Below are 23,452 nucleotides of genomic sequence, written 5' to 3' on the forward strand. Positions count from 1 at the left end.
TGTCAGTCATGTGAGCATGCTATCATTTCAATAAAGAAAGGTGAGGTGTGAACATTGAACATTTTATCAACGCTTAATTTATACAAAACATATGGAATGGGCGATACAAAAGTAGAAGCATTGAAACAAGTGTCTTTTTCCGTATCAAAAGGTGAGTTTGTATCGGTTATCGGGCCATCAGGCTCAGGGAAAAGTACACTGCTTAATATGGTTGGTGCTCTGGATCAGCCCACATCAGGAATGGTAATGATCGATGGCAGGGAGGTCCATAAAATGAAAGAAGAGGAACTTTCAGTATTTCGTCGTCGCAATATTGGTTTTGTTTTTCAGTCCTTTAATCTGATTCCCGAATTAAATGTAGAAGAAAATATTGTGCTTCCCATATTGCTGGACTATCAAAAGCCCGATCAAAATTACATTAAGGAATTACTGGGGCTCTTGGGTCTGACGGAAAGAAAACGTCATCTGCCCAGCCAGCTTTCAGGAGGACAGCAACAGCGTGTGGCTATCGGCAGAGCATTGGCTACAAAACCAGCCATTATTCTTGCCGATGAGCCAACGGGGAACCTTGACAGCAAAAATAGTCAGGATGTGATGAATTTATTAAAGCTGTCGGTAGATCAGTATCACCAGACGGTCATTATGATTACCCATAATCACAGTTATGCATCCTTTGCGGATCGCGTCTTTCAGGTAAACGATGGCATGGTCAGAGAACTTGGAGCGAGCAGGAGATGAAAAACTATCTTGATTTAGCACCGAAATATTTGTCCGGGCATAAAAATAAAACCAGGCTGACAGTTCTCAGTGTGATAATGGCGGTGGCTTTGGTAGTGGGAATATTTTCCATGTTGGATGCCCTGGTGACATTCGAGAAAGCCCAGGTACTTAAGAGTGAAGGCAATTATCATATTCTCATTCGAAATCCAACGCAGACTGAAATTGATACCATTGCAAGCCGGATCGATGTTGAGAATTCAGGAATACTGAAAGACCTGGGTGAGGGTAAAATAAATGACGAGACGTGTGCCCTGGGATATATGGATGGGAATTTTGCTGGCAATTTGAATATTGTGCTGGCAGAAGGTGAGGCGCCCAAAAATGATCATGAAATCATGCTTGAAAAATGGTATTTAGACCAACTCGCCTTGCATATTGGTGACACGATAAATATTGCCTTGTCTAACGGGATCACCGATGATTATGTGATTAGCGGTGTTATTAATGATTGGGGTGCCACCAAGGCCGCTTCCATCCCCTTTGAATTTGTGTCAAAGGGAACGTCAGAGGGGCTGTCAGCAGTGACCAGTCAGTATTTTGTATTGCTTAAAGAGGGCGTTAATATTCAGAATGCGGAAAGAGAAATTGCAGCCGGCTTAAATATTTCGGAGGACCGGGTTGGCTACAATGAAGGTCTTCTGGCCCTGATGCTTCAAACCAAAAATAACCGTGTATTAACGTTTTATCTCATTGGGGTGGTACTTTTTGGTCTAGTACTGGTTACCGGGGTTGTGATGATCTATAATACTTTCAATATATCGGTGATGGACCGGGTTCGACAATTTGGATTATTACGGTGTATTGGTGCTTCAAAAAAGCAAATCAGACGAATTGTAAGAAGAGAAAGCCTGATCATTTTACTGAAGGCCATTCCGATTGGTGTGTTGGGTGGAATGTTCATAACGTTTATCTGTTCCGGGATACTAAAAATTTACAATCCTTATCTATTTGGCGATATTTCAATTTTCAGTTTCAGTGGAATTGGTATTGGAGCGGGGGTGCTGACTGGGTTTCTGACAGTTTTAATTGCTTCCATGTTGCCGGCCAAGAAGGCCGCAAAGGTGTCTCCAGTCAATGCAGTTACCGGAAGTGAGACCGTAAAAATCTCAGGAAGGCAGAAACAAGGGGTTTTCACCAGACTGTTTCCAGTTGAAATTGCCATGGGAGTAAATAACGCCATTAATAAAAAGCGGACGCTGATCCTCATGACCAGCTCGATCGCCATCAGTATTATCCTGTTTTTGGGATTCAGCGTTCTGGTCAATCCTGCTTTTATGGGGATGAAAACCGACGAACCATATACCCCGGATCTGACCCTAACTTCAGATCAGGTGATGACTTCTGAATTATCGTTAAAATTATCACAGCTTGAAGATGTTAAGGTTCTAGGGAAACCAACTGAACATCTGATTGATCTTCAATTGAGTGGCAAAAATGACGAACAGACAGTCAATGAAGTCGCGGCAGTGATTGATGACACCATCACGCTGCACGATAAACGGCAGATGAATGCTGAGGCTGATAACGCTTTTATGACCATCGCCGTTTTCATATATGGGTTTGTGGCAGTCATTGCCTTAATCAGTATATTAAACATGATCAATACCATGAATACCAGTATTGTATCCCGATCCAAATATCTGGCAATGCTACGGGCCGTGGGGATGTCGGACAAACAGCTTAATAAAATGGTTTTAGCGCAGTCGATTACTTATAGTCTGACCGGGTGTATCATTGGGTGTGGATTGGGAGTATTACTACAAAAGAAACTGCTAGATTTTCTTGCAGCGGACTGGTCATTTCCTTTATATCAGATAGTAGGGATTACAGTAATTTGTATCATGACGGGGACTTTATCAGTAATTGGCCCATTGAAAAAAATCAAGAAAACGGTTATTTCAGAAACGATTACCTCATTGTAGGTACAAAAGCTCATTGCTGGCAATGGTACCAAGTTCATTTAACTTATTTTGCTTGTCTTGAAGCGAATGAACTTGAAGCATTAAATCAGAAGTTGATGTATTATCGGGAACAATTAAAATCGGGAGAAAGCTTCTGAGATGAGATTCATCTCAGAAGTTTTTTCTTTCTAAAGAAATGAAAGAGGCTTTTCAGCAGGTTTGTTTGAATTGGATGATAGTTTTATAGTGAAATACGGCTCATTGAGTCTCCTTTTGAAGGATTTTTTTGTGTGATCGAAAAAAATTCTTGCAAATACAGCTACCATGTAATACAATATAGCTAGTAGTATGCATTACATGGTAGCGAAAGGAGGATCAGATGATTCCATCACAAATGCTTAAAGGAACACTGGAAGGCAGTATTTTGGCCATCATCAGTGTACAGGACAGTTATGGATACGAGATTTCTCGTCAATTGGAAAAATTTGGCTTTGGTAATATTTCTGAAGGTACAATTTATCCTTTACTGCTTAGACTCGAAAAGAATGGATTGATTTTGGCGGCTTATCGAGAATCAGGCAAGGGTCCAAAACGAAAGTATTATCAACTTTCTGATCCTGGAAAGAACGAACTGAAACAATTTTTCGATAGCTTTGAAGAATTGGATAAGGCCGTGCATCGACTATTGAAATATTTGGGGGAGGACAATCAATGAACAGTAAAACGAAAAAGTTGTTGCATGAGAATAATGAATTTGAAAAAAATTTAAACGATATGAACAAAAAGAGTCTCACAGACATCGTCGTTTATCTGCGGGGTTGCAACATTTCGGAGTATCATCAGGAGGAAGTCCGAAAGGATATTATGCAGATGGTTGCCGATGGCGAAGCGAGAAACGAAAACATGAAGTCGGTAATTGGTGACGATTTCAAACAATTCTGTGATGAAATCGTCAATGCTTTTCCGCCTCGGTCAAAGAAAGAAAAAATATTGGTGGCGTTCAGTGAGGCTTGCTCATTATCAAGTCTGATGTTGGGCATTTGGCTTGCGGGCGGGATACTTGAGGCTGTTCTGAAAAAAACGACGTTTTCGGCATTATTCCTGACGCTGGGTGATGTGATCAATGGATTATTGATTGTGACCATTGCGATCGGGGTTGTGAATTTTGTCTGCAAGACATCATTTAAACCGGTAAAGAAATCAAATCGGATCAAGTCTTTTTTGGTCACATGGGTGGTGCTGTTTCTGATATTTGCATCGATCTTTCTGATTAGCCATTTTTTGACATTCAATCTTGTAAGTATCCCTACAATAGGGGTCATTCTGTTAATAGTTGGATTGTTGGCTGTCAGCCGTTTTATTGACAATGTAATGATTTGATTAATCAAGAGCATACTGACGTTCTGATTGATCAAAATGCACCCGCTATACCAACATATCGGTGCGTGCTTTTTTGAATCGTCCGGCGTATGATGAATACAGTTGGCTAGGCATCTATGTCAATCCGCATCGGGACACCATACTGATACTAAAAAAGCAGAAGAAGGTGGAAGGATGTATTGTGCAATTATTGGTGATCTCATAAAGTCCAAAGATATTATACCGTCTGAGCGGAAAGCACTTCAGGAGAAACTGGAAAAACAGTCTGGAGATTTTTGACAAAGTACTGGCTATCAGATTGATGGAAATGGTTAAATCAAATATTTGTAAAAATCTTGTCACATCCCATGCCACACATTGAGCAGGCTACTTTTCTGTGTTAAAATGAAGTGAATTAAACATCTGAACAACAAATCTTATTAACCGTTTAGAAGGGATTTGCATGGATACGAATAGAAGCAACACCGGATTTATTGAACGTTATGGTACTAAAAAAATGGATCTTGACGAAAAGAAGTATATGCCTTGGATAAAAATCGGCATATGTCTTCTTTTTTATGGTATAACGATGTTAATACAATTTCAATTTCAATTTTTATTTGGTATAAATATAGGTGGCATAGCTGCACAATTCCAGGTGATGATTTCTACCTATCTGGTTATCTCGGTAAAAAAGCAAGGGTATCTGATCGCCATTGCGATGAATATGGTGGTATCTGTCATGGTGGCATTTGTGGTTTTTGGAAACGGTAACACGAATGCAATACCGGGTGTGATTGTCCCAATCTGTACAATCATTACCATTAGCATTATTTCATTTTATGAGAAAAGTCTCGATGCTAAACTGGAAGAAGTTTCACAACAAAAGGAAGAACTTGCTGACCTGTATGAGGAACTTACAACTTCGGAAAAAGAAATTATTAAACAGAATATCCTGATGACAGAATACGATAATGAAATAAAGAAAAGAGAAATCAGAGAAAATTATTTTGCCTATATCGATATTTTAACAGAACTTCCCAATCGTAAAATGATTATTGAAAAACTGGATCAATTTGTGGAAATTGCTCACAATGAAAAAATAAATTTTGCGGTTATTTTTATGGATCTGGATGATTTCAAAAGAATCAATACTTCTAAGGGTTATCGTATTGGCGATTTATTACTGAAAGAAATTGTTGCAAGAATAAAAAGTGTGATCCATGAAGATGATATCATGGGTCGCTTGGTCAGCGATGAATTTGCGTTAATCATCCGTCGTAATTTGGAAGAAGAAGAAATCTACGAATATGTGGAAAGAATAAGATTATCTTTGTCGGAGTGCTTTATTGTCGAAAAGATGGAATTTAATATTAGTGCAAGTTTTGGAATTTCAATTTTCCCCCGAGATGGTATTAACTCGGAAGAATTGCTAAACTATTCTTAATGCAGCAATGTATAAAGAAAATGAAAACAGAATGAACAGAGGAACTTTTTTTGAGTGAGAATAATATTGGCGTATTTTGCATCGTCACCGGATTTTCTTGATGAAAAACTGGATGTTTTAGCGTAAAGGAGCATGAAAATGTATATAATTTTATTGAAGTATATTAAACCGTTAGAAGCCGTTGATGCGGCAATCTCTGCTCATATTGAGTATCTGGACAAATACTACAACCAGGAAAAATTTATCTTATCCGGAAGAAGGAACCCAAGAAACGGCGGTGTCATTTTATGCAATGCCGGAGATCAAAAGGAAGTTGAAGCCATAATAGCGGAAGATCCATTCCATATCGGAAACATTGCTGAATATGAAATCATTGAATTTCAACCCACGAAGGGCATACCGGAACTGGCAGATTTGATCAGTTGATGTATTAAACGGCAGAAGTATACGATAACATTTGAGTTGTGTATTTTGCGAAACAGTGTCATAATTGACACAGTCATATAAATAAGTGGAGGTAAAAAATGAGAGTAGCAGCTTTAACAAACAACTCCTCAAACATTGTCAGTAATACTCAAAAGAGTTTAAACAAGAAAGAGGATAGCATTTCACAAGGAATCAGAAAACAAATTGATAGCATAAAAGAACAAATGGCAAATCTTTCAAAAAATGAAGAGATGTCGACCAAGACTAAAATGAGTAAAAAGCAAGAACTGCAGGCAATGGTTGACGATTTAAATAAACAGCTGACGCAACGACAAATTGAAATCCAAAGTGAAGCCACTAAAAAGGAGGTCGAGGGAGTGGAAACCAAGACTTCAGATAAACAAACACCAGGCAATACACAAACAGTTGCCGGAAATTTAGATGTTGTCTCAATGAAGGGACTTATCAGTGCCGGGATTACCATGTCACAGGTTAATAAATCCGAAGCGGTAAAAACGAATATGGAAGGTCAGGCGGGGGTTTTAACCGAGGAAATAAAACTTGATAGAAGCAGAGGCAAAGATTCAAGTTTGAAACAAAATCGACTTTCCGAAATCAAGGGAAATATCTCCAGCGTTTCCACCAATACAGCCGCAAAACTTTCAGACGTTAATAAGAAAATAAAAGATACAAAGAGTGCAGTGTCAGAAAAAGATCCAGAGAAAACTGGCGAAACTGATTCCATAACCAGTGAAGACAATAAGGAAACTAATCAGATAAAAACTGACGTGGGTGTAAAACTTTCTGAAGATAAAACGAATATAACTAACGACATTATCAACAATGAATTTATTTCTTACGATCCTGTCGATGTTCGCTTCTGATTTTTTTGCTGCCAAAACAGTAAATGATATCAGCATGGCAGTTTTTTAAGCTCTCTTTCAGTTTGTTTTCTGTTTTGAACCGGGTAAAAGGTTAAAATATGAAAATATCATAGCATAAAATATAGCAAGCCCATAAATTTTTTACGGGATTAGCGAGGTGATGATGAGTCAACCGCTGACCTGGCGATCGTCTTTATGAACCAGTACGTTTATTCAATGATCTTCGCGACCACCACCTTGATCGAAAACAAATTGATGGCTTCTGTCGAACCTGAAAGCGACGATGGCATGCAAGCTTTTATTGACACACGGCACGGGCTGATCATCGATATTGATGATCAGCCCGTGCCTGCTGAGAAACAAAGACTGTCTCGATGAGTTTAAAGCTGTCTCCCTCTTTCTTTATAAAAATGAAGACGCTGTCCTACATGAAAAGGACAGCGTCTTCATCGCTGATATCAAAAGGGACCACTCCCGGATCAGTCGGGTGGTGACTGGGGAAGGCATTGCTATTTTCAGGGCCATGCATCAATTGAAACTTTGACTGGTGAGGATGCCTAGCACTGCGGTTAGCGTCGAAAGAGCCTGTGCTTGCTTATGGTATGCTACTTGTCTTTAATAAGAAATCGTTCCGGTTTGATCGGAATTTAAATACATAAAATTGATGCCGTTTTCGGCAGATTGATCAGTACCGACGCCGCTAAAGACAATTTTTGTGCCGTCATTTAAATCAATGCCGCTAGAGAATCCCATGGCTTTCAGGGAGGCAACATATGTTTCGGCGTCTGCCTTGCTCATATCTGAAAAATTAACAAGGGTCAGCTTGCCAGACATAGAATTTTCGTCATAGCGCGTTACATCGGTGATTTTACAGACTGGGGTGGGGAGTTTGCCGTTGAACTCGTCTGGCCACTTGGCAAGTTGGGACGAATCCGAACTCTGTGTCGAACCTTGGGTGGTTGTGGATGCATCCGTGTTCGCTGGGGCATCACCGGCGGTTGACTTTTGTGGGGTGCAAGCGCAAAATAAAATCAGTGTAATGGCCAAAATGATAAAAAGGGTGATTTTTCTCATATTAACTCCTTATTTGCATTTATTGTGTGGTCTCACAGGCTATATTTTTCGGGTTCACCAATGTAAGCGATAGTGTTGATTATACAGATGGTTTTCACCGCTTATTCAATACTTCGATTATAACATATTCGCTGTTTTTTCTCAATGAAAAAACGAATGTTTTAGCTTAAATGAGCGTGAAATATGGATGTAATTTTATTGGAATTTATCAAACCATTAAAAGTTGTAGATGGGACAATCCCAGACCATGTTGAGTATCTGGACAAATATAATTTTCATGAATCGAGGTTAACCGATGGATAAAGATAAAATAGAAAGCATATTTTTGAATAAACAATTCAGTGATTTTAAATGGGTCACTGGAGATAAAATAAAAGTTGCTCAATGGGTTCGAGTAAAATGTATGTACGGATGTGATAGTCCGGTAAAAAAAGTACTTGCCCACCAAATACACCAACAGTACAGGAATGTCGGGAGTTTTTATCGGAATATGAAAGTGCAGTAATTTTTCATTTTCAGGAAAAGCTTGATACCGACGAGGCTTTACATCAATGGTGTAAACATACTAATAAAGAATTACTTAAAATAGAAAAGGAAATTTTTCTGCTGGGATTCCATAAAGCGTTCGCTTTGCTGGTGGATGAATGTAATTTATGTTCGGATTGCGTATCGGACAGAGTCACGTGTAAAAATAAAAAAATGGCAAGACCCTGTACCGAAGCGATGGCGATTGACGTTTATGGAACCGTTCGGGATCTTGATTATCCCATTCACGTGCTAGCCGATAAGAATGTGAAAATGAATCGCTATGGAATACTGCTCATCGATTAAAGGAGGCCAATTAGATGAAAGTTATCGCAATTATGGGGAGTCCGCATAAGGGAAAAGGATATGAGATCGTTCAGAAGATTGAAGTAAAATTGAAACGTAGCGACGATATTGATTTTCAGTATATCTTTCTAAGCGATGTCAATTTGCAACCCTGCATCGGTTGTTTTTCCTGTATCGCAAAAGGGGAAAGCTTCTGTCCATTGCAGGACGACAGGAAAATCATCGAGAAGAAAATATTGGATGCGGATGGAGTCATCCTTAGCACGCCAGGGTATACCCAGAATGTGAGCGGTTTAATGAAGAACTTCATGGATCGTTTTGCCTATAGTTTACATCGTCCGAAATTTTTCAATCAGTCCCTGATGCTAGTTGCCAATGGCGGTTCTGGTTTGAGAAAGGTAAATAAGGCACTTGCCATGACCCTTGGCGGCGGCAGCAAAGTCTGTGAATTGAAAATAACCACCACCCCTTGGGAGCCTACAAAAAAGTATGCAGATCAGACGGATCGAGCCATTGAAGAAAGTGCAAAATGTTTTTATGCATCGATGGTCAATAAAAATAATACTTCGCCTGAATTGGGAAACTTGATTTGGTTTCGAATCTTCAAAAAAATGGCCAGTTTGTCCGAACAGAATTTACCGGCAGATTACCAATTCTACAAGGATAAACAGAATTATTTCTATCCTGTCCGGGTGAATCCCATAAAAAACGGACTGGCTGAAATCATCGCGATTTTTGCGGTCTGGAGTATGATAAAGCAGGTGGCTTTTAAGTAGGTTGAGGGCGTATAATAAAAATAAAAAGGAGGTGTGATGAAAAAAGTGTGGCATGAATTATATCCGGTAAATTTGGAACCTTCTTTTGAGAAAATTGAGGCTTATATTGATAATGATTTGTGGATCGAGATGAATGATTTTTTAGCAGATACCTATTCGGTTACGCCGCAACTGGCCTTTAGCAGGTGCTCAGCTCAGCCGGGATGGAATATTAAATATAAGAAAAACGGAAAATCCCTTTGCACCCTTTATCCCATGGATGGTTATTTTATCGCATTGGTAGTGATCGGTACCAAGGAAATGACAGAAACGGAAATCCTGTTGCCGCTTTTAAGCGAATACACCCGGGATCTTTTTAACAGTGTTCCTTTTTCAGCCGGCGGAAGATGGCTGATGATAAACATCACCTCAGAAAGGGTATTAAATGATGTAAAAGAACTAATAAAAATTCGGGTCAGACCCAAAGAGAAAATAAAGCTTAAAGTAAAACTGCCCAAATAATCGTAATTTTGAAGCTGATAGGCGGATATGCACGGAGTGTGACACCCCCTTTTTTAACTAGCGAAGGGGCAACACCGTGAATGTTTTTAAACGCCCGGTTAAATGCGGTGGGAGACGTATACCCATATTTCAAAGCCACATCAATGATTTTTTCGTCAGCGCCTTGAAGATCAACTGCCGCCAGCGTCATTCGCCTGCGACGGATATATTCAGATAAGGAAACATTTGCCATATAGGCAAACATCCGCTGAAAATGATACGTTGAGCAACAAGCAACGGCTGCAATTTGATTATAATCGACCTCTTCGGTAAGGTGTTCTTCAATATAATTTATTGCATTATTTAATCTTTCAATCCACTCCATTTATTCAGCTCCTTGTTACAATTATACTATTCTAAAATTATAGGTCCTCTCTTTTCATGCACAAATTAGCGAGTTGCTGTTAATGCAAAGCACATAATTATTCGAAGATATAAGCACTGATGATCTCCCCGTAAATAATTGGTATAGTCAAATACGTCAATTTCTCTTTTCAGACTTAGTCTCCTAGAGTAGTTTGTGTTTATATAATATAATAAAATATACAACTAAGCAAGTAGGGCACTGTACGACTTTATTTATGAATCCAATCAGGGTAAAAATCTGTATTTTGTATCAGAGGTGAAAGAAGCTCAGATAAATCAAATCAATGTAAAAATCGATCAGAGTTGCACTTGCAAATAACATCTAATATGTTTATGAGGAGAGCTGAAAGGAATAGATAGAACATTAGAAAATGAATTCAGGAGAAAAAATGATTAAACAAGACTTGAAAATAAAGGGGATTCCTGCAATTTTATGGGGAGAAAATTCTAGAAACATATTTATTGCGGTACATGGAAATATGTCAAACAAAGCGGATGATGTAATTGTAATTCTAGCAGAGAAACTAACAAAAACCGGTTACCAGGTACTCAGCTTTGATTTGCCAGAGCATGGAGAACGGAAAAAAGATCCAACCCCATGCAAGGTTCAATATTGTGTCAAAGACCTTTCAATTATAATGGCATATGCAAAAAAAAATTGGAACAATATCAGTTTGTTTGCTTGTAGTATGGGCGTATATTTTAGCTTGCTGACCTACAAAGATGAGGATTTAAAGCAGAGTATATTCGTTTCGCCGGTTGTTGATATGGAAAGAATGATAAATAATATGATGACGTGGTTTAATGTAAGCGAGGAGCAGTTAGAAACAAAAAAGGAAATTGCCACACCGATTGGACAGATATTATATTGGGATTATTATTGCTATGTGAAAGAACATCCGATTAGGTCATGGCCTAAATCGACCGTAATTCTTTACGGTTCGGATGATGATTTGTGCGAATTTGACATCATTTCTAATTTTGCACACAAATTTAATTGCGACCTGACGGTAATGGAGCATGGAGAACATTATTTTCATACGGAAGAACAATTAAATTTCTTCAGTCAATGGATAGAAAAGCGGATAAGCGTTTGAGTCAAATGCAGTTATAATACGAAAAGTTAGTGCAAAATTAATAGCTTTTATGTATAATTAATATTAAACAGTTCGGATGCAACAAAAATAGTTTAATTCTTCATATGAGCCGTTGGCTGATGACTTGCCAGAGGCTTTTTTGATGATTCACCAGATAAAAAAACACATGGTGAGCTTTATGATAAAGAAAACGTCGCTGTTATAAAACCCGTTGTGTAAATGATTACAGGCAAGATTCTTTAATATCAATTAATTACGAAACTTAGATCAGCTTCGTAATTAATTATTTTAATGTTTTAAGGAGAGAGAAATGAAAAGAAAATTAAAAGCGGCGTGTCTGGTGTTGAGTATGGTTATTTTACTGACGAGTTGTTCGACAGCGGAAAAGTCGGTGCTGGATCCCAAAAATCCGGTGTCAATCACCCTTTGGCATTATTATGTCGGGGACAATAAGATTGCCTTGGAAACGGCTGTGGATCAGTTCAACAAAGGTGTGGGTTCCGAAAAAGGGGTCGTCGTTACGGCAGTGGCTAAAGGCAGTATTTCAGAATTGGAGAAAGCAGTAACCGATTCGGCCAAGGGTATTATCAATGCTGAACCCATGCCGGATATGTTCTCAACCTATCCGGATAAAGGACTTGAGATTGATCAGCTGGGCAAGCTTTGTGATTTAAATGATTATTTTTCGAAAGATGAACAGAAACTCTATATTGCAGCATTCCTGAATGATGGCAAGTATGACGGCGATCGTTTGTTGAGCATTCCCATTGTGAAAAGTACTGAGCTGCTTTATGTCAATGCAACAGCCTGGAATGAATTTGCTGCCGCCACCGGTGTTAATGAAAAAAACCTGACCACCTGGGAAGGGGTCTACGCAGTCGCACGTGCCTACTACCAATGGACCGATGCACAAACCCCGGACATAGCCTGGGACGGTAAAAGCTTAATGGGTATTGATTCGGTTGCTAATTATATTATCATTGGTAATAAACAATTGGGTGTTGAGGTCATTGATGGAAAGAATGAAAAGGCAGTTTTAAATCATGCCGACCTGAGAAAGCTTTTTGATATCTATTATGGCGGAATGAGCCTTGGCTATTTAAATGCAGTTGGTAAGTTTCGTTCAGATGATATTAAAGCTAGTGATTTAATTGCCTATGTTGGTTCGTCATCAGGCGCTGCATATTTTCCCACCTGGATTGAAAAAGATAATACCCGATCTCCTATTGAATTTACTGCTCTGGCATATCCTTGTTTTGCTGGAGGCACCCCCACCGCCATTGTTCAGGGAGCAGGTATGAGTGTGACCAAATCTACACCTGAGAAGCAGGAGGGTGCGGCGCTCTTTCTAAAATGGTTTACCGCCGAGGAACAGAACATTCCCTTTGCCATGACAACCGGCTATTTACCGGTAGAAACGGGAGCTTACGGGAATGCGGACTATAACGCTTCATTGAAGTCTCTAAGTTCCGGTGACCAGGCAGAAAAAAATGTGGCGGCGGTTTATGATATTGCTTTAAATCAGATTATGGAGTCCAATACCTATGCGTCCACACCCTTTAAAGGCAGTTATAATGTTCGGTCGGTTTTGGAAACATCCCTCACAACTATGGCAGAATCCGGACGCCAAAGTGCTGTTGCCTTAAAGGAACAAGGAATGACCGAAGATGAAATAGTGACAGCCCTGGATATGAATGCCCGTTTTGACGAGTGGCTTTCCAGTATTCGCAGTCAGTTTGATACATTAGGAATTTCATATTCTGAGGAATAAACTACGATGTAAGGAAAAATGCATGAAAAAAACATGGACACTTCGGAGACAGTTAAATATTTTATTGGCATTGATTGTTATATTTCAAAGTATCGCATTAATTTTTGCTTTATGGTTTTCCCAGGTATATTTTATGTTGGATGCAGAAGCGGTTCGTTTGCTTAGCAATACAACAGAAACCCGGGCCCAGACCTTCGATTCATCCGTTGGTGCAATGATTGGCAACATGGCAAATGAGACCGAAAACTTGAATTCAGAATTGGTTCAATTAGCACAGCAGAACCAGAAATCTCCAGAAGATCTATATCTCGACGACGATAGTTACAATCAGGCTGCTTTGGTGGCAAGTGCTACGCTGGTATCAATTTTGAAGCAAAATCATGTCACTGGGGCATACTTTATTTTGAATGGATCAAATGCCAACAAAGCGGATACAGCTGCGCATTCCGCAGTTTACATAAGAAATTCGACTCCGGATGTGAGTGCGTCTACAAATTATTCGCTGGAAATCGGCCCGACTGCCGTATCCAAAGAATATCATATGCCAACCAGCATTCGCTGGAATCTGGATATGCGCTCCGATAAAGAAGAAAATTACTTTGATTTTTATGAAAAGCCAATCTGGGCGAGTACCCAGTTTAAGGGCTCAGAAATGGAGCGTTTTGGTTATTGGTCCACACCAAAGGATATATTAAATGACAATCAGCAGGTTGTGTGTTATACCATGCCGGTATTAGATGAGAATGGTAACGGATACGGTGTCATCGGTATCGAAATTGCCATGCCTTATTTTTCTCAGCATTATTTGCCAGATTCGGATTTGCTTTATCACAACAGTTTTTATGTGATTTCAGAAATGCATGACAATGCCCTGGACTTAGGCTGGTTTATTCCCAGTGGTGTCCTGGCAAAAACCTATTTAAAAAGTGGTGAGCCATTGCAATTGAAGGCGGTAAAAGAGGGCGGAATATTTGAAACCACATTGGATGAATTGGGAACCATGTACAGTTCGGTGCAAAAACTGAAGGTTTACAGCGAGAATTCACCTTTTGTGGATCAAAACTGGACATTGTCCTGTTTCGTACCCAGTGATGTTTTGACAGAAAACTCGGTGTCTGTGCGAGAGAAAGTGTTTTACAGTATTGCTCTTACCACGGTGCTGGCATTTACTGCTGTTTTTGTATTAGTCTATTTTTTCACCCGCAAGATTTCCAGATTGTCAAAATATGTTCGAAATCTTTCACCCTATGATGAAATTCATTTTTTGCCAACAGGTATGCGTGAGATTGATGATTTAACGTCTGCGGTTCAATTGCTGAATCAGAGCCTGATGAATGTTTCCAAGACCACGTCGAAAATATTGGAATTGAGTTTGTTACCCATTGGCGGATATGAGGTTCTTGATAACAACAAACATGTCATTCTGACGGATTTTTTATACAAGCTGCTTCATATTGATCAGGGAAGTCTGATTTCTAAGGATGACTGGGTTCTGTTTTATAATAAACTGACTCAATATCCGATAGATGATCACGATGATATTTATGAGTATTATGATGAATACGCTGGAAAACAGCTATGGCTGCGTATCTTGGAGGCTAGACAGCCAACCGGTTCGGTTGGTGTTATTTTGGATGTCACTGCTGATATTGAAGAAAATCGTCGCTTGGCCAATGAATTGGATTATGATTCATTAACGCATTTATTCAGTAACACGGCTTTAAAACGTGAGGCAAATCGAAAAATAAAAGAAAAACCGGATAAAATCGGAGCCATGATTTTTATAGATTTGGATAATTTGAAATACATCAACGATAATTTTGGACACGATATGGGGGATCGCCTCATCATCCGGGCCAGTGAAATTTTTCGCTATTTTGAACAATTTAAAGGAATTGTTTCGCGAATTTCAGGAGATGAATTTGCCGTTTATTTACATGGCTATGAAGATCAGGATGAGCTTCGAAAAATTATTGGAAATCTCTATTCTTATAGTAAATCCTTTAGTTTCATTAGACCGAATGGTACCAGTAACCGCATCCGTTTTTCGTCTGGAGTCGCCTGGTATCCCGAGGATGCAGACAACGTCATCGATCTATTAAAGCTTTCCGATTTTGCAATGTATGAGGCAAAGAATAAGGAAAAAGGACGATTGTTTGAATTTAATCGGGATTATTATCAACAGATGTCGTATCTGTTGGAAAATCGCGAAGTCATCAATCGTTTATTGGATGAACAGTTGATTCATTTTGCTTTTCAGCCGATTGTGGATTTGAAAACTGGTGAAATCATTGCCTATGAAGCATTGATGCGTTCGTTACTGAATGACTTTAAAAATCCTATGGAAATTTTAACGGTTGCTGCTGCCCAGTCAAAATCTGCACAGTTGGAACGAATGATTATTTTAATGGCATATAAGACCGTTGAAGAAAATTCTCAGGAGATCGGTGAACGCAGAATATTCATAAATAGTATCCCCAGCCAAAGACTGAGTGAAGAAGATCATTTGATGCTTGAAAGACATTACCGTCACATTTTTAAAAATATTGTGATTGAGGTTACCGAAGAAGAAAATAATAATTCAAATAATATGAATGAAAAAATCAAATTTATTCGGAAAAGTGGGATCCAAATTGCAGTAGATGATTTTGGCAGCGGTTATTCCAATGAACTGCGTATCCTTTCATTGCTGCCGGATATTATTAAAATTGATATGAAACTGATTCAAGGGATTCACAGCAATAGTGACAAACAAAATATAGTCGCTAATTTGGTTGAATTCTGTCATAATAAAGGCATTAAAGTCGTGGCGGAAGGCATTGAAGAGTCAATGGATTTGGTCAAAATCATAGAGATGGATATTGATTATGCACAAGGTTATTACCTTGGACGTCCAACCTTTTCATTTGCAAAAGAGGATGAACGATTAAAAAAAGAAATTCTCGATTTGCACAAAAAATAGAAGATCGTTTATTTGTTGTAGAAGGCATTTTATAATGGCTTTCCAGGAATCACCCTGGCAATTTATGAGAAAGAGCATTAGCAGTTGCTCCTTTTCATCGTTTTTATGATTATTGATATGACAATTTCCTTGCTGGCAGTGAAACGCTAGGATGAACGAATAAACAATATCCCGGCAAATAGATGGAATTTTTTTATGATGTCCTAAAGGTTGATGCCGCCATTGCTGAAACAAAAAAAATGGACGGCATTTTCCATGTCAGGGTTTGGCTTAAAGAAGGGTATCTGCAGGTAGGTGAAGATATTATGGATGTTCTCATTGGTGGTGACATCCGACCGCATGTTATCGATGCGTTACAATTCCTGGTTGAATCGATTAAAACAACATGTGAAACTGAAATCGAAAAAAGTAACATTAACCCGATATTTTAAAGCTAAATCAGTTAAAAGATGGAAGACTTGAAGTCGAAGCGGTCTAAATGATTACTTATATTTAAAATACCTAGTTTATACGAATCGGGGTGTCAGGATAACAAATTCTTCAGTCCTGATTACTGCGTCTTAATAATCGCATAAAAACGGCAATGTTATCGTAATCAAAGATTAAATATTAACCGGTAAAGTAAAGCTTGAAATTATTGAAAACTGGTGATATAATTGATTTTACAATAATTATACGCATATAAATTGTATGGCGGTATAATATCTTATAGGAGGAAATGTTTATGCTAACTAAAAGACAGAATTTATTGGAAACGATTAAAGGCGGCAATCCTGACCGCTTTGTCAATCAGTATGAGGCTTTTGTGTGTACTGATGCAATTTACGGTATGATAATGGGAGATCCGATTTCAGGCCAGGGTGAGTTCCCGATGCCTGGTGGCCAGCCGGCAAAAAATGGTTGGGGAATTACCTTTGCGTGGCCGGAAGGAACTCCTGGAGCATTTCCATTGCATGATGCCGAACACAAAGTGCTTAAGGATATCACAAAATGGCGAGAATTTGTAAAAGCGCCCAAGACAGATTTTCCACCGGAAGCATGGGCACCGTTTATGCCGGCAATAGAAGCAATCGATCGTAACGAAGTTTTTGCAACCGCATTTGTTGCCCCTGGTGTCTTTGAACAATGCCATCATTTAATGGGCATGGAAGATTGTCTGATGGGCTTCTATGAAGAACCGGAAGAAATGCATGCGCTTATCGATTATATCGTCGAATATGAATTGCGATATGCAGCGGAACTGGTCAAATATTATAAACCTGACTGTATCTTCCATCATGACGATTGGGGCAGCTCCTTGAATTCGTTCATGGCTCCAGAGATGTTTGAAGAATTTATTGTCCCTGCTTACAAAAAAATATATGGTTTCTATAAAGCCAACGGCGTCGAGCTGATTGTTCATCATAGCGATTCTTACGCTGCGAATTTGGTACCGCTGATGATTGAAATGGGAATCGATATTTGGCAAGGCTGTATTTCGTCAAATAATGTTCCGAAACTCATTAAGAATTACGGTGGAAAGATTTCTTTTATGGGAGATATCGATAACTCACTGATTGATAACGAGGCTTGGACTCAAGAAAGTGTTGGCGCTGAAGTGCGAAAGGCCGTAAAACGATGCGGAAAACATTATTATATTCCGTGTATTACACAAGGCGGACCAGGCAGTGTATACCCTGGCGTTTACGAAGCGATTACAACTGAACTTAATCAAATAAACAAGGAATTGCTTTAATTATCCAGTGTTGAAAAACGGTGGCCTAAAGAAATAAACCATTCATATGAACGCATAGCCGGAGATTTGACTCCGGCTATTTTAACGAACAGGCACCGTTTCAACCGTTATGTTTTAACTGGACATCTCCAATTTTCAAAAATGCTATGGAGTGTTTTAACACTATAAAAGTGTAAGTGTTGTACATATCATTAGTGTTATCACATTTGCACTTATTTATTTGTGCATTAAATCCTGTTCCTGGTGGCAATCAAATGATACAATATTTCATAAAGTGATCGATATAGGGACTATTTTGTGATCAGTGAAAAAGTCTGTCTCACTTTGATAATTTTTATAAAAAAAAAAGGCTGTGCAAAGCCATTGGAAACAGAGGAGTTTAATGGGAGTATTATTTTTTGTATGCATTGGAATCATCGGGATGATTGTTTTTAGTCTGATCTCCGGCCGAAGAGCCAGAGTTATCTTTCGGCAATGTTTAATGAATGAGTTTGGAAAAGCACCAACCAGTTTTAATCCCGATATTTGGGGAAGTGTTTCCGATTATTGGGATCGAAAACTCAAATACGACAAGATCGATGTCGCCATCGATGAACTGACCTGGAGCGATTTGGATATGGATGATATCTTTAAACGTCTGGACACCTGTTTAACCTCAGTTGGTGATGAGGTGTTGTATGCAACGCTTCATGAGCCAAAATGGCAAGAAGAACCACTTAAAGAGCGAGAAAAGCTTATCAATTTTTTCGCTGACAATCCCAAAGAACGGTTGGAAATTCAAATGATTCTGTCAAAATTGGGCAAAGCAAGTTACAACGATGTTTCGGCACTTATTTTTGAAAGTCAAATAAAAGCACTTAAGAATCCGAGGGTCTATACAATTCTGGCTATTATTCCTTTGCTTTGTCTTGGAATCTGTTTGTTTAATCTATCAATCGGTCTGATAGGCCTGATTCTTTCTGTCATTATTAATGGGGTGGTCTATTATTATTTTAAAAAAGAAATAGCCAAAAACCTCTTGACCATTCATTATTTATCAGCCATGCTCCGATGTTGCAACAGACTTTTGCCGTATCAGACAACGGACGGACTCAGCGGTTTAATTGAGCAAATTCGACAAGACAATATCCCCTTTAAAGCCCTTGCCGGAAAACTTTCAGGAGTTATGATGGGAGGCACATCCGATATTGATATACTGCTGGACTATTTAAAAATTATAACCCTCTACGACTTCAGAACTTATAATAAAGCCATTGCCCTGGTGTCAAAAAATAAAGAAGCCTTTCATCGTATCTATCAGAACATCGGAGAACTGGATCTTTCGATCACTTTGGCATCATTTCGAAAAAGTCTTCCCGGCACCGTTAATCCGTCTTTTACCGCTGAATTTGAAGTGGTTGCTGCTGATTTATATCACCCCTTATTGAAAACACCCATAGCGAATGATATTGAACTTCTGAAGAACAGCCTTGTTACTGGGTCTAACGCTTCTGGAAAATCAACATTTGTCAAGGCTTTGGCAGTCAACAGTATTTTTGCCCAAACCATTTACACCTGCACAGCCAGCCGTTTTTCGCTTTCCCATTGTCTGCCGATTACCGCCATGGCAGTGAAAGATGATATTCTTGCCGGGGATAGTTATTTTATGGCTGAAATCAAATCTTTGAAGCGAACCATCGATCAGGTAAGCAGCTTACCCTGCCTGTGCTTTATTGATGAAATATTAAAAGGCACCAATACCATCGAGCGAATTGCCGCTTCCGCAGCAATTCTGGATTATTTAGACCGGGAAAATTGTCTTTGTCTGATAGCCACACATGACATTGAGCTCACCAGTGTTTTGGCAAAAAGCTATGATAATTATCATTTCCAGGAGACGATTACGGATGAAACGATTCTGTTTGATTACAAGTTACATACCGGCCCGGCTCATACAAAGAATGCCATTGCGTTATTAAACTATTTAGAATTTGATCCGGAAATTATCGCGAATGCCAATATTTTGGTGGATACGTTTATAGAAACCGAAAAATGGCCGTTGATTTCATAAGGAAGCTTCTTAATCGCAAAATGACCGGCCAGATTCCAGTTGAGGATTGGCGCGGTCATTTAAGTAAGTAAATAAACGGTCTCATCTTTTTAACGATTGAAAAATTGCTCGGCTTTTTCCACCCATTCTTCGGGATGATAAGCACTGATTTCTGAATGACGATAACCCGGCAATTCGATTAATTGACATTTTTCAACATAGCTTTGGAATAGCAACCCGGACTGTTTAATGCACTTCATTTCCTTGCTGCCGTACCAGTAGATGATATCGGCCTGGCTGTCTTTTAAGCTGTCTTTCAGTTGATAACAATAGTAGGTTTCAAAAACCCGATTCATGGTCGCAATTTTAACAGCCGGGAGATCCCTTAAATATAACGCTGTAATTTCATCGGGTAAATGCATTTGTTTGGGAAGCTTCGTTAGCGCCCACTGATTGAATTTTTTTGAAAACAACCATTTGCCAAAAAGTTTATAGACAAATCGACTGTATGTCAAAAGACCGGGTTGCGGAATGCACAGGCCGCTTTCGATAATTGCCTTTTCGGCAAGTTCCGCTCGTCTGGATAAGAGTTCAATGGCAATCTGTCCGCCCAGAGAAACCCCGCTGAGGGCAAAAAGTTTGCCACTACAGTTATGATCAATATAATCCAGTAATTGATCAGCAGCTTTTTCGGTCGAGATATAGGGGACCTCGGCTTCTTCACCGTGTCCGTCTATTACCGGTAAGATCACATGGTATTTATTTTGCAATAATCGGGCTTCTTGTAAATAAAGCCAATAGGACCAACCCGCACCGTGAATGAGCATGATTGATGGTGATTTTTCATCCCCATATTCGTAGAATTTCATAATAGTCATTCCTTTCTGTCTTTTTCAAATAAAAAGCTCATCCAGCATATTTTCGATCATCTGAAGGATCATTTTCGCAATCCCGGCTGCCACCAGGATGTCTTTATTTTGGAGGGTAAGATTCATGATCTGAATCCAGTTAATGACTGCATCCAGATCATAATTCTCTTTTTTTTCTCGTGCATGGAGTAAATTTTGCTCCATTTCCGCTTTGATATCTGTCATTCTATGAAAGCAATCACGGGGAAGTCTTGTATATAAGTTCTGTAGATCTTCTCTGGTGATGAAACGATAGACATTATCCTCATCTTTCAAAAACATACGACTGTATAATTCGCCTAAATCATTTCGTTCAAGATATCCCTTTGATTGAATGATTTTTTCAAGCTGCTGATTTGTTCTTTTCTGGTATACGTCGGCAAGTTCATAAACGAGCATTTCTTTTGAACTGAAAAAATTGTAAAATGTGCCTTGGGCAATTCCCACTTTTTTTGTAAGCTCTTGAATATTCATTCGTTTTAAACCATTTTGTTTGATTAATTCCAATCCAACCAGCATCAGTTGATTTCTTATTTCTTGTCGCTTCTCGTTTGAATAAATTTTTGGCACGCAGCTACCTCCCAATAATATGAATATATTTATTATATATTCATATTATTCAGTATAGTCCAGAAGTTTCCTTTTGTCAAGCCAGCCTATAAATCGACTTTGAGTCAGTTATGCAACTACCTGGGCTTGGATACAAATGGTATCACCTGGTGTTCTAAATTCTATCTGCTCTGAAACCTTGAAATCGAGTTCGGCCGCCTTCAAAATCTCAATGAAAGCACTAATATACTTCTCGGTTTCAAAACTCAGTAAAAAATCAACCGTGATGTTTTCTCCCACCGATAGCATGTTTATAACCAGTCCGGTTGTTCCACTGCTGTACATATGCATGGAGTCAATATGGTGTTCGCATTCGCCCAGCTGGAACTATCCCATATAACTGTATAATAAACTGGATATGTTTAATAACATTAATGTTCCGTTAAAAATTTGTTAAAGTAAGCATTTTTAGAAAACAGAGTAAAAAAATAACCCCAGATGGTATGATTTTATAATTAAAAACCAATCAAACAGGGATTATTTCATAGACATTAAGGATAAAACGGCATTTAATACCGGATAGATTTGAGTGAATAGAACAGACTAATCTGCTTAGAAACAGATTAAATGGCTAGAATTTTTCTCATATGGATAACCTTGGAAAAACCTGAATTAGAAGTGAATAAGCTGGTATCTTCAACGTCTACAACAGCGAAACCAACTCTTTCATATAGCTTTTGTGCGTTAGAATTTGTATCAACGACCTCAAGGAAAACACATTTTCGATTAATTGATCTTGCAAAATCAATCGTGGCATTTAATAGCTTTGTTCCAACCCCCATACCACGGGCGTTGCTTGATACAACGATGGGATCAATGTGTACTTCGTGCTCGATTCGATTGTTGTGGAGCAGACGATAAATACCATAGGCAAGAAAACGCCAGGTAGCACCAAAAAGACCGAAAACTTTTGAAAGTGAAGAGAATTTAAAATTGACAAAAAGGCCATCGCCGGTTTCAAGACCAATAAATCCCAAAAGGCTGTTCTCGCTTAATGCATAGAGTCCTTTTTTATAATTAATACACTCCCGTAGTACCGCCACCGCCTGGGTTTCGTTTTTAGCAAACAACCATAATGTGCTGAACTTTTTTTCAAAAGCGCTATAAAAGAGTTTTGCCACCTCGGTTTTTTGATCTTCGTTAATTGATTTTGTGATTTCAATATTAAACTTTGCCATAAGAAAATACTCCTTTTAATTTAATAGCATATCAGATGATTGCGAAACGGACCGCAAAGTGAATAACCCTTTGATAAGTACCGATCACATCGCTTCCTGATAAAAGACAAGATATTATTTTATTTCTGAAAAACCCGATAAAACGGTATTTAACAATAAATCAGTCGCATCATTTTTGGCAAGATTTCCAGCTTGAATATCCTGCCATGTCATAAATAATAAGCTGTAGATTACGTTTAGTATCCATCGGCTAGGGTAATCCTTTTTAAGATAACCATTATGTTGCCAAGCTTCAATGGCATCTAGAATCGGACGTTTCAGATGGGTTTCACCAGCTACGATGGTCGGATTTTCATCAACAGAAGCTGCCGTGCCGAGAAAATAGATTTTATTGCCAAGTGGTATGAGGGCATCAAAGAGTCGTTTAAGAGAAGTCTTCATGTCATCGGGATCAATGATGAGCGAAGCAAAAGTTTCCTCGACTAGATGAATGGCATTTAGTGCTAGTTCATCCAGAAGGGCTTCCCGGGAGACAAAGTGACGATGCAATGTGGCAATGCCGATTTTCGAATAATCGGCAATCGCTTGCAACGTTGCTGTTGGTTTTAAAGCTAACAATTCAGTAGCCGAATTTAAAATGGCTTGGTGTTTGATGTCTTTCATGGTTAAAGTTGTATTCATAAGGCCTCCAAAGATATACTCATATCAAATGATAGATTATACTATCATTTGATATGAGTATATCTTTTTCATGTCGAATAGTCAATAGTCTTAAGAAA

At 38.8% G+C, this 23,452-nt stretch carries 23 protein-coding genes and 3 pseudogenes; 19 read left to right on the top strand and 7 right to left on the bottom strand.

Features of this window, described 5'->3' with window-relative positions; translation table 11 throughout:
• Window positions 1-54 precede the first annotated feature (54 nt).
• The 9 genes from FZC40_RS05055 to FZC40_RS05090 all read left to right on the top strand — a co-directional run bounded on the left by FZC40_RS05055 (window position 55) and on the right by FZC40_RS05090 (window position 7,175).
• Window positions 55-738 (top strand): ABC transporter ATP-binding protein, encoded by a 684-nt coding sequence (locus FZC40_RS05055; RefSeq protein ID WP_148602838.1) that lies wholly within the window; start codon window positions 55-57, stop codon window positions 736-738.
• Entirely contained in the window at window positions 735-2,702 is a 1,968-nt protein-coding gene (locus tag FZC40_RS05060) for an ABC transporter permease (RefSeq protein ID WP_148602839.1), read from the top strand. Before FZC40_RS05055 ends, FZC40_RS05060 begins: the two co-directional genes overlap by 4 nt.
• A gap of 358 nt (window positions 2,703-3,060) precedes the next feature.
• A complete protein-coding gene (locus tag FZC40_RS05065) occupies window positions 3,061-3,396 on the top strand; it encodes a PadR family transcriptional regulator (RefSeq protein ID WP_148602840.1) in 336 nt (111 codons plus the stop codon).
• Entirely contained in the window at window positions 3,393-4,061 is a 669-nt protein-coding gene (locus tag FZC40_RS05070; RefSeq protein WP_148602841.1) for a DUF5336 domain-containing protein, read from the top strand. Before FZC40_RS05065 ends, FZC40_RS05070 begins: the two co-directional genes overlap by 4 nt.
• Before the next feature lie 174 nt (window positions 4,062-4,235).
• The gene (locus tag FZC40_RS17350; RefSeq protein WP_243135754.1) at window positions 4,236-4,340 is read left to right on the top strand and encodes a SatD family protein; all 105 of its coding nucleotides are present in this window, start codon (window positions 4,236-4,238) and stop codon (window positions 4,338-4,340) included.
• A 163-nt stretch (window positions 4,341-4,503) separates the two neighbouring features.
• On the top strand, window positions 4,504-5,487 hold the full coding sequence (locus FZC40_RS05075) for a GGDEF domain-containing protein (protein ID WP_148602842.1): 984 nt from the start codon (window positions 4,504-4,506) through the stop codon (window positions 5,485-5,487).
• 138 nt (window positions 5,488-5,625) lie between these two features.
• On the top strand, window positions 5,626-5,913 hold the full coding sequence (locus FZC40_RS05080; RefSeq protein ID WP_148602843.1) for a YciI family protein: 288 nt from the start codon (window positions 5,626-5,628) through the stop codon (window positions 5,911-5,913).
• Window positions 5,914-6,011: 98 nt separating this feature from the next.
• Entirely contained in the window at window positions 6,012-6,797 is a 786-nt protein-coding gene (locus tag FZC40_RS05085; protein ID WP_148602844.1) for a FlxA-like family protein, read from the top strand.
• A 195-nt stretch (window positions 6,798-6,992) separates the two neighbouring features.
• Window positions 6,993-7,175 carry a hypothetical protein gene (locus tag FZC40_RS05090; protein WP_148602845.1) on the top strand — a complete coding sequence of 61 codons (183 nt, stop codon included), beginning with the start codon at window positions 6,993-6,995 and terminating at the stop codon, window positions 7,173-7,175.
• 237 nt (window positions 7,176-7,412) lie between these two features.
• Here FZC40_RS05090 and FZC40_RS05095 read toward each other — a convergent pair whose 3' ends face one another.
• Window positions 7,413-7,871 (bottom strand): hypothetical protein, encoded by a 459-nt coding sequence (locus FZC40_RS05095; protein WP_148602846.1) that lies wholly within the window; start codon window positions 7,869-7,871, stop codon window positions 7,413-7,415.
• A gap of 295 nt (window positions 7,872-8,166) precedes the next feature.
• On the opposite strand from FZC40_RS05095, the gene FZC40_RS05100 reads away from it, so the two are divergent.
• The 4 genes and pseudogenes from FZC40_RS05100 (at window position 8,167) to FZC40_RS05115 (ending at window position 9,979) form a co-directional block, all read left to right on the top strand.
• A complete protein-coding gene (locus FZC40_RS05100) occupies window positions 8,167-8,376 on the top strand; it encodes a hypothetical protein (RefSeq protein ID WP_148602847.1) in 210 nt (69 codons plus the stop codon).
• Window positions 8,355-8,702 (top strand): annotated as a pseudogene (locus FZC40_RS17045) (DUF2284 domain-containing protein); the annotation flags it as partial. The gene FZC40_RS05100 and the pseudogene FZC40_RS17045, both read left to right, overlap by 22 nt.
• Window positions 8,703-8,716: 14 nt before the next feature.
• Entirely contained in the window at window positions 8,717-9,478 is a 762-nt protein-coding gene (locus tag FZC40_RS05110; RefSeq protein ID WP_148602849.1) for a flavodoxin family protein, read from the top strand.
• A 36-nt stretch (window positions 9,479-9,514) separates the two neighbouring features.
• Window positions 9,515-9,979 carry a DUF3788 domain-containing protein gene (locus FZC40_RS05115; RefSeq protein WP_148602850.1) on the top strand — a complete coding sequence of 155 codons (465 nt, stop codon included), beginning with the start codon at window positions 9,515-9,517 and terminating at the stop codon, window positions 9,977-9,979.
• On the opposite strand, the pseudogene FZC40_RS05120 reads toward FZC40_RS05115, so the two are convergent.
• Window positions 9,978-10,343: pseudogene (locus FZC40_RS05120) on the bottom strand (helix-turn-helix transcriptional regulator); the annotation flags it as partial. The gene FZC40_RS05115 and the pseudogene FZC40_RS05120 sit on opposite strands and share 2 nt — an antisense overlap.
• A gap of 430 nt (window positions 10,344-10,773) precedes the next feature.
• Here FZC40_RS05120 and FZC40_RS05125 point away from each other — a divergent pair.
• From FZC40_RS05125 to FZC40_RS05150, 6 genes and pseudogenes are all read left to right on the top strand, one after another.
• Window positions 10,774-11,481, top strand: coding sequence for an alpha/beta hydrolase (locus FZC40_RS05125; RefSeq protein ID WP_148602851.1), 708 nt, complete (start codon window positions 10,774-10,776; stop codon window positions 11,479-11,481).
• A 310-nt stretch (window positions 11,482-11,791) separates the two neighbouring features.
• The gene (locus FZC40_RS05130) at window positions 11,792-13,252 is read left to right on the top strand and encodes an extracellular solute-binding protein (protein WP_148602852.1); all 1,461 of its coding nucleotides are present in this window, start codon (window positions 11,792-11,794) and stop codon (window positions 13,250-13,252) included.
• Between the two features lie 22 nt (window positions 13,253-13,274).
• A complete protein-coding gene (locus FZC40_RS05135) occupies window positions 13,275-16,214 on the top strand; it encodes a bifunctional diguanylate cyclase/phosphodiesterase (RefSeq protein ID WP_148602853.1) in 2,940 nt (979 codons plus the stop codon).
• A 182-nt stretch (window positions 16,215-16,396) separates the two neighbouring features.
• Window positions 16,397-16,645, top strand: a pseudogene (locus tag FZC40_RS05140) (molybdenum cofactor biosynthesis protein MoaE); the annotation flags it as partial.
• A gap of 293 nt (window positions 16,646-16,938) precedes the next feature.
• Window positions 16,939-17,949 (top strand): uroporphyrinogen decarboxylase family protein, encoded by a 1,011-nt coding sequence (locus FZC40_RS05145; RefSeq protein WP_148602854.1) that lies wholly within the window; start codon window positions 16,939-16,941, stop codon window positions 17,947-17,949.
• 382 nt (window positions 17,950-18,331) lie between these two features.
• Window positions 18,332-19,999, top strand: coding sequence for a MutS-related protein (locus tag FZC40_RS05150; protein ID WP_148602855.1), 1,668 nt, complete (start codon window positions 18,332-18,334; stop codon window positions 19,997-19,999).
• Window positions 20,000-20,088: 89 nt separating this feature from the next.
• Here the strand turns inward: FZC40_RS05150 and FZC40_RS05155 are convergent, their stop codons facing one another.
• The 5 genes from FZC40_RS05155 to FZC40_RS05175 form a co-directional block, all read right to left on the bottom strand.
• Window positions 20,089-20,847 carry an alpha/beta fold hydrolase gene (locus FZC40_RS05155; RefSeq protein ID WP_148602856.1) on the bottom strand — a complete coding sequence of 253 codons (759 nt, stop codon included), beginning with the start codon at window positions 20,845-20,847 and terminating at the stop codon, window positions 20,089-20,091.
• Window positions 20,848-20,871: 24 nt separating this feature from the next.
• The gene (locus FZC40_RS05160; RefSeq protein WP_148602857.1) at window positions 20,872-21,456 is read right to left on the bottom strand and encodes a TetR/AcrR family transcriptional regulator; all 585 of its coding nucleotides are present in this window, start codon (window positions 21,454-21,456) and stop codon (window positions 20,872-20,874) included.
• 108 nt (window positions 21,457-21,564) lie between these two features.
• Window positions 21,565-21,780 carry a hypothetical protein gene (locus FZC40_RS05165; RefSeq protein ID WP_148602858.1) on the bottom strand — a complete coding sequence of 72 codons (216 nt, stop codon included), beginning with the start codon at window positions 21,778-21,780 and terminating at the stop codon, window positions 21,565-21,567.
• Between the two features lie 278 nt (window positions 21,781-22,058).
• Entirely contained in the window at window positions 22,059-22,673 is a 615-nt protein-coding gene (locus FZC40_RS05170; RefSeq protein WP_148602859.1) for a GNAT family N-acetyltransferase, read from the bottom strand.
• A 114-nt stretch (window positions 22,674-22,787) separates the two neighbouring features.
• Window positions 22,788-23,354 carry a TetR/AcrR family transcriptional regulator gene (locus FZC40_RS05175; RefSeq protein ID WP_148602860.1) on the bottom strand — a complete coding sequence of 189 codons (567 nt, stop codon included), beginning with the start codon at window positions 23,352-23,354 and terminating at the stop codon, window positions 22,788-22,790.
• Window positions 23,355-23,452 lie beyond the last annotated feature (98 nt).

Source organism: Acetobacterium tundrae (assembly GCF_008086615.1).
In the GTDB taxonomy this organism is placed as follows: Bacteria; Bacillota; Clostridia; order Eubacteriales; family Eubacteriaceae; genus Acetobacterium; species Acetobacterium tundrae.

Bases quoted from the DNA above. Each gene is read 5' to 3' on its own strand.
- FZC40_RS05060 (WP_148602839.1), top strand. From the start codon at position 735: ATGAAAAACTATCTTGATTTAGCACCGAAATATTTGTCCGGGCATAAA.
- FZC40_RS05065 (WP_148602840.1), top strand. From the start codon at position 3,061: ATGATTCCATCACAAATGCTTAAAGGAACACTGGAAGGCAGTATTTTG.
- FZC40_RS05070 (WP_148602841.1), top strand. From the start codon at position 3,393: ATGAACAGTAAAACGAAAAAGTTGTTGCATGAGAATAATGAATTTGAA.
- FZC40_RS17350 (WP_243135754.1), top strand. From the start codon at position 4,236: ATGTATTGTGCAATTATTGGTGATCTCATAAAGTCCAAAGATATTATA.
- FZC40_RS05075 (WP_148602842.1), top strand. From the start codon at position 4,504: ATGGATACGAATAGAAGCAACACCGGATTTATTGAACGTTATGGTACT.
- FZC40_RS05080 (WP_148602843.1), top strand. From the start codon at position 5,626: ATGTATATAATTTTATTGAAGTATATTAAACCGTTAGAAGCCGTTGAT.
- FZC40_RS05085 (WP_148602844.1), top strand. From the start codon at position 6,012: ATGAGAGTAGCAGCTTTAACAAACAACTCCTCAAACATTGTCAGTAAT.
- FZC40_RS05090 (WP_148602845.1), top strand. From the start codon at position 6,993: ATGAACCAGTACGTTTATTCAATGATCTTCGCGACCACCACCTTGATC.
- FZC40_RS05095 (WP_148602846.1), bottom strand. From the start codon at position 7,871: ATGAGAAAAATCACCCTTTTTATCATTTTGGCCATTACACTGATTTTA.
- FZC40_RS05100 (WP_148602847.1), top strand. From the start codon at position 8,167: ATGGATAAAGATAAAATAGAAAGCATATTTTTGAATAAACAATTCAGT.
- FZC40_RS05110 (WP_148602849.1), top strand. From the start codon at position 8,717: ATGAAAGTTATCGCAATTATGGGGAGTCCGCATAAGGGAAAAGGATAT.
- FZC40_RS05115 (WP_148602850.1), top strand. From the start codon at position 9,515: ATGAAAAAAGTGTGGCATGAATTATATCCGGTAAATTTGGAACCTTCT.
- FZC40_RS05125 (WP_148602851.1), top strand. From the start codon at position 10,774: ATGATTAAACAAGACTTGAAAATAAAGGGGATTCCTGCAATTTTATGG.
- FZC40_RS05130 (WP_148602852.1), top strand. From the start codon at position 11,792: ATGAAAAGAAAATTAAAAGCGGCGTGTCTGGTGTTGAGTATGGTTATT.
- FZC40_RS05135 (WP_148602853.1), top strand. From the start codon at position 13,275: ATGAAAAAAACATGGACACTTCGGAGACAGTTAAATATTTTATTGGCA.
- FZC40_RS05145 (WP_148602854.1), top strand. From the start codon at position 16,939: ATGCTAACTAAAAGACAGAATTTATTGGAAACGATTAAAGGCGGCAAT.
- FZC40_RS05150 (WP_148602855.1), top strand. From the start codon at position 18,332: ATGGGAGTATTATTTTTTGTATGCATTGGAATCATCGGGATGATTGTT.
- FZC40_RS05155 (WP_148602856.1), bottom strand. From the start codon at position 20,847: ATGAAATTCTACGAATATGGGGATGAAAAATCACCATCAATCATGCTC.
- FZC40_RS05165 (WP_148602858.1), bottom strand. From the start codon at position 21,780: ATGTACAGCAGTGGAACAACCGGACTGGTTATAAACATGCTATCGGTG.
- FZC40_RS05170 (WP_148602859.1), bottom strand. From the start codon at position 22,673: ATGGCAAAGTTTAATATTGAAATCACAAAATCAATTAACGAAGATCAA.
- FZC40_RS05175 (WP_148602860.1), bottom strand. From the start codon at position 23,354: ATGAATACAACTTTAACCATGAAAGACATCAAACACCAAGCCATTTTA.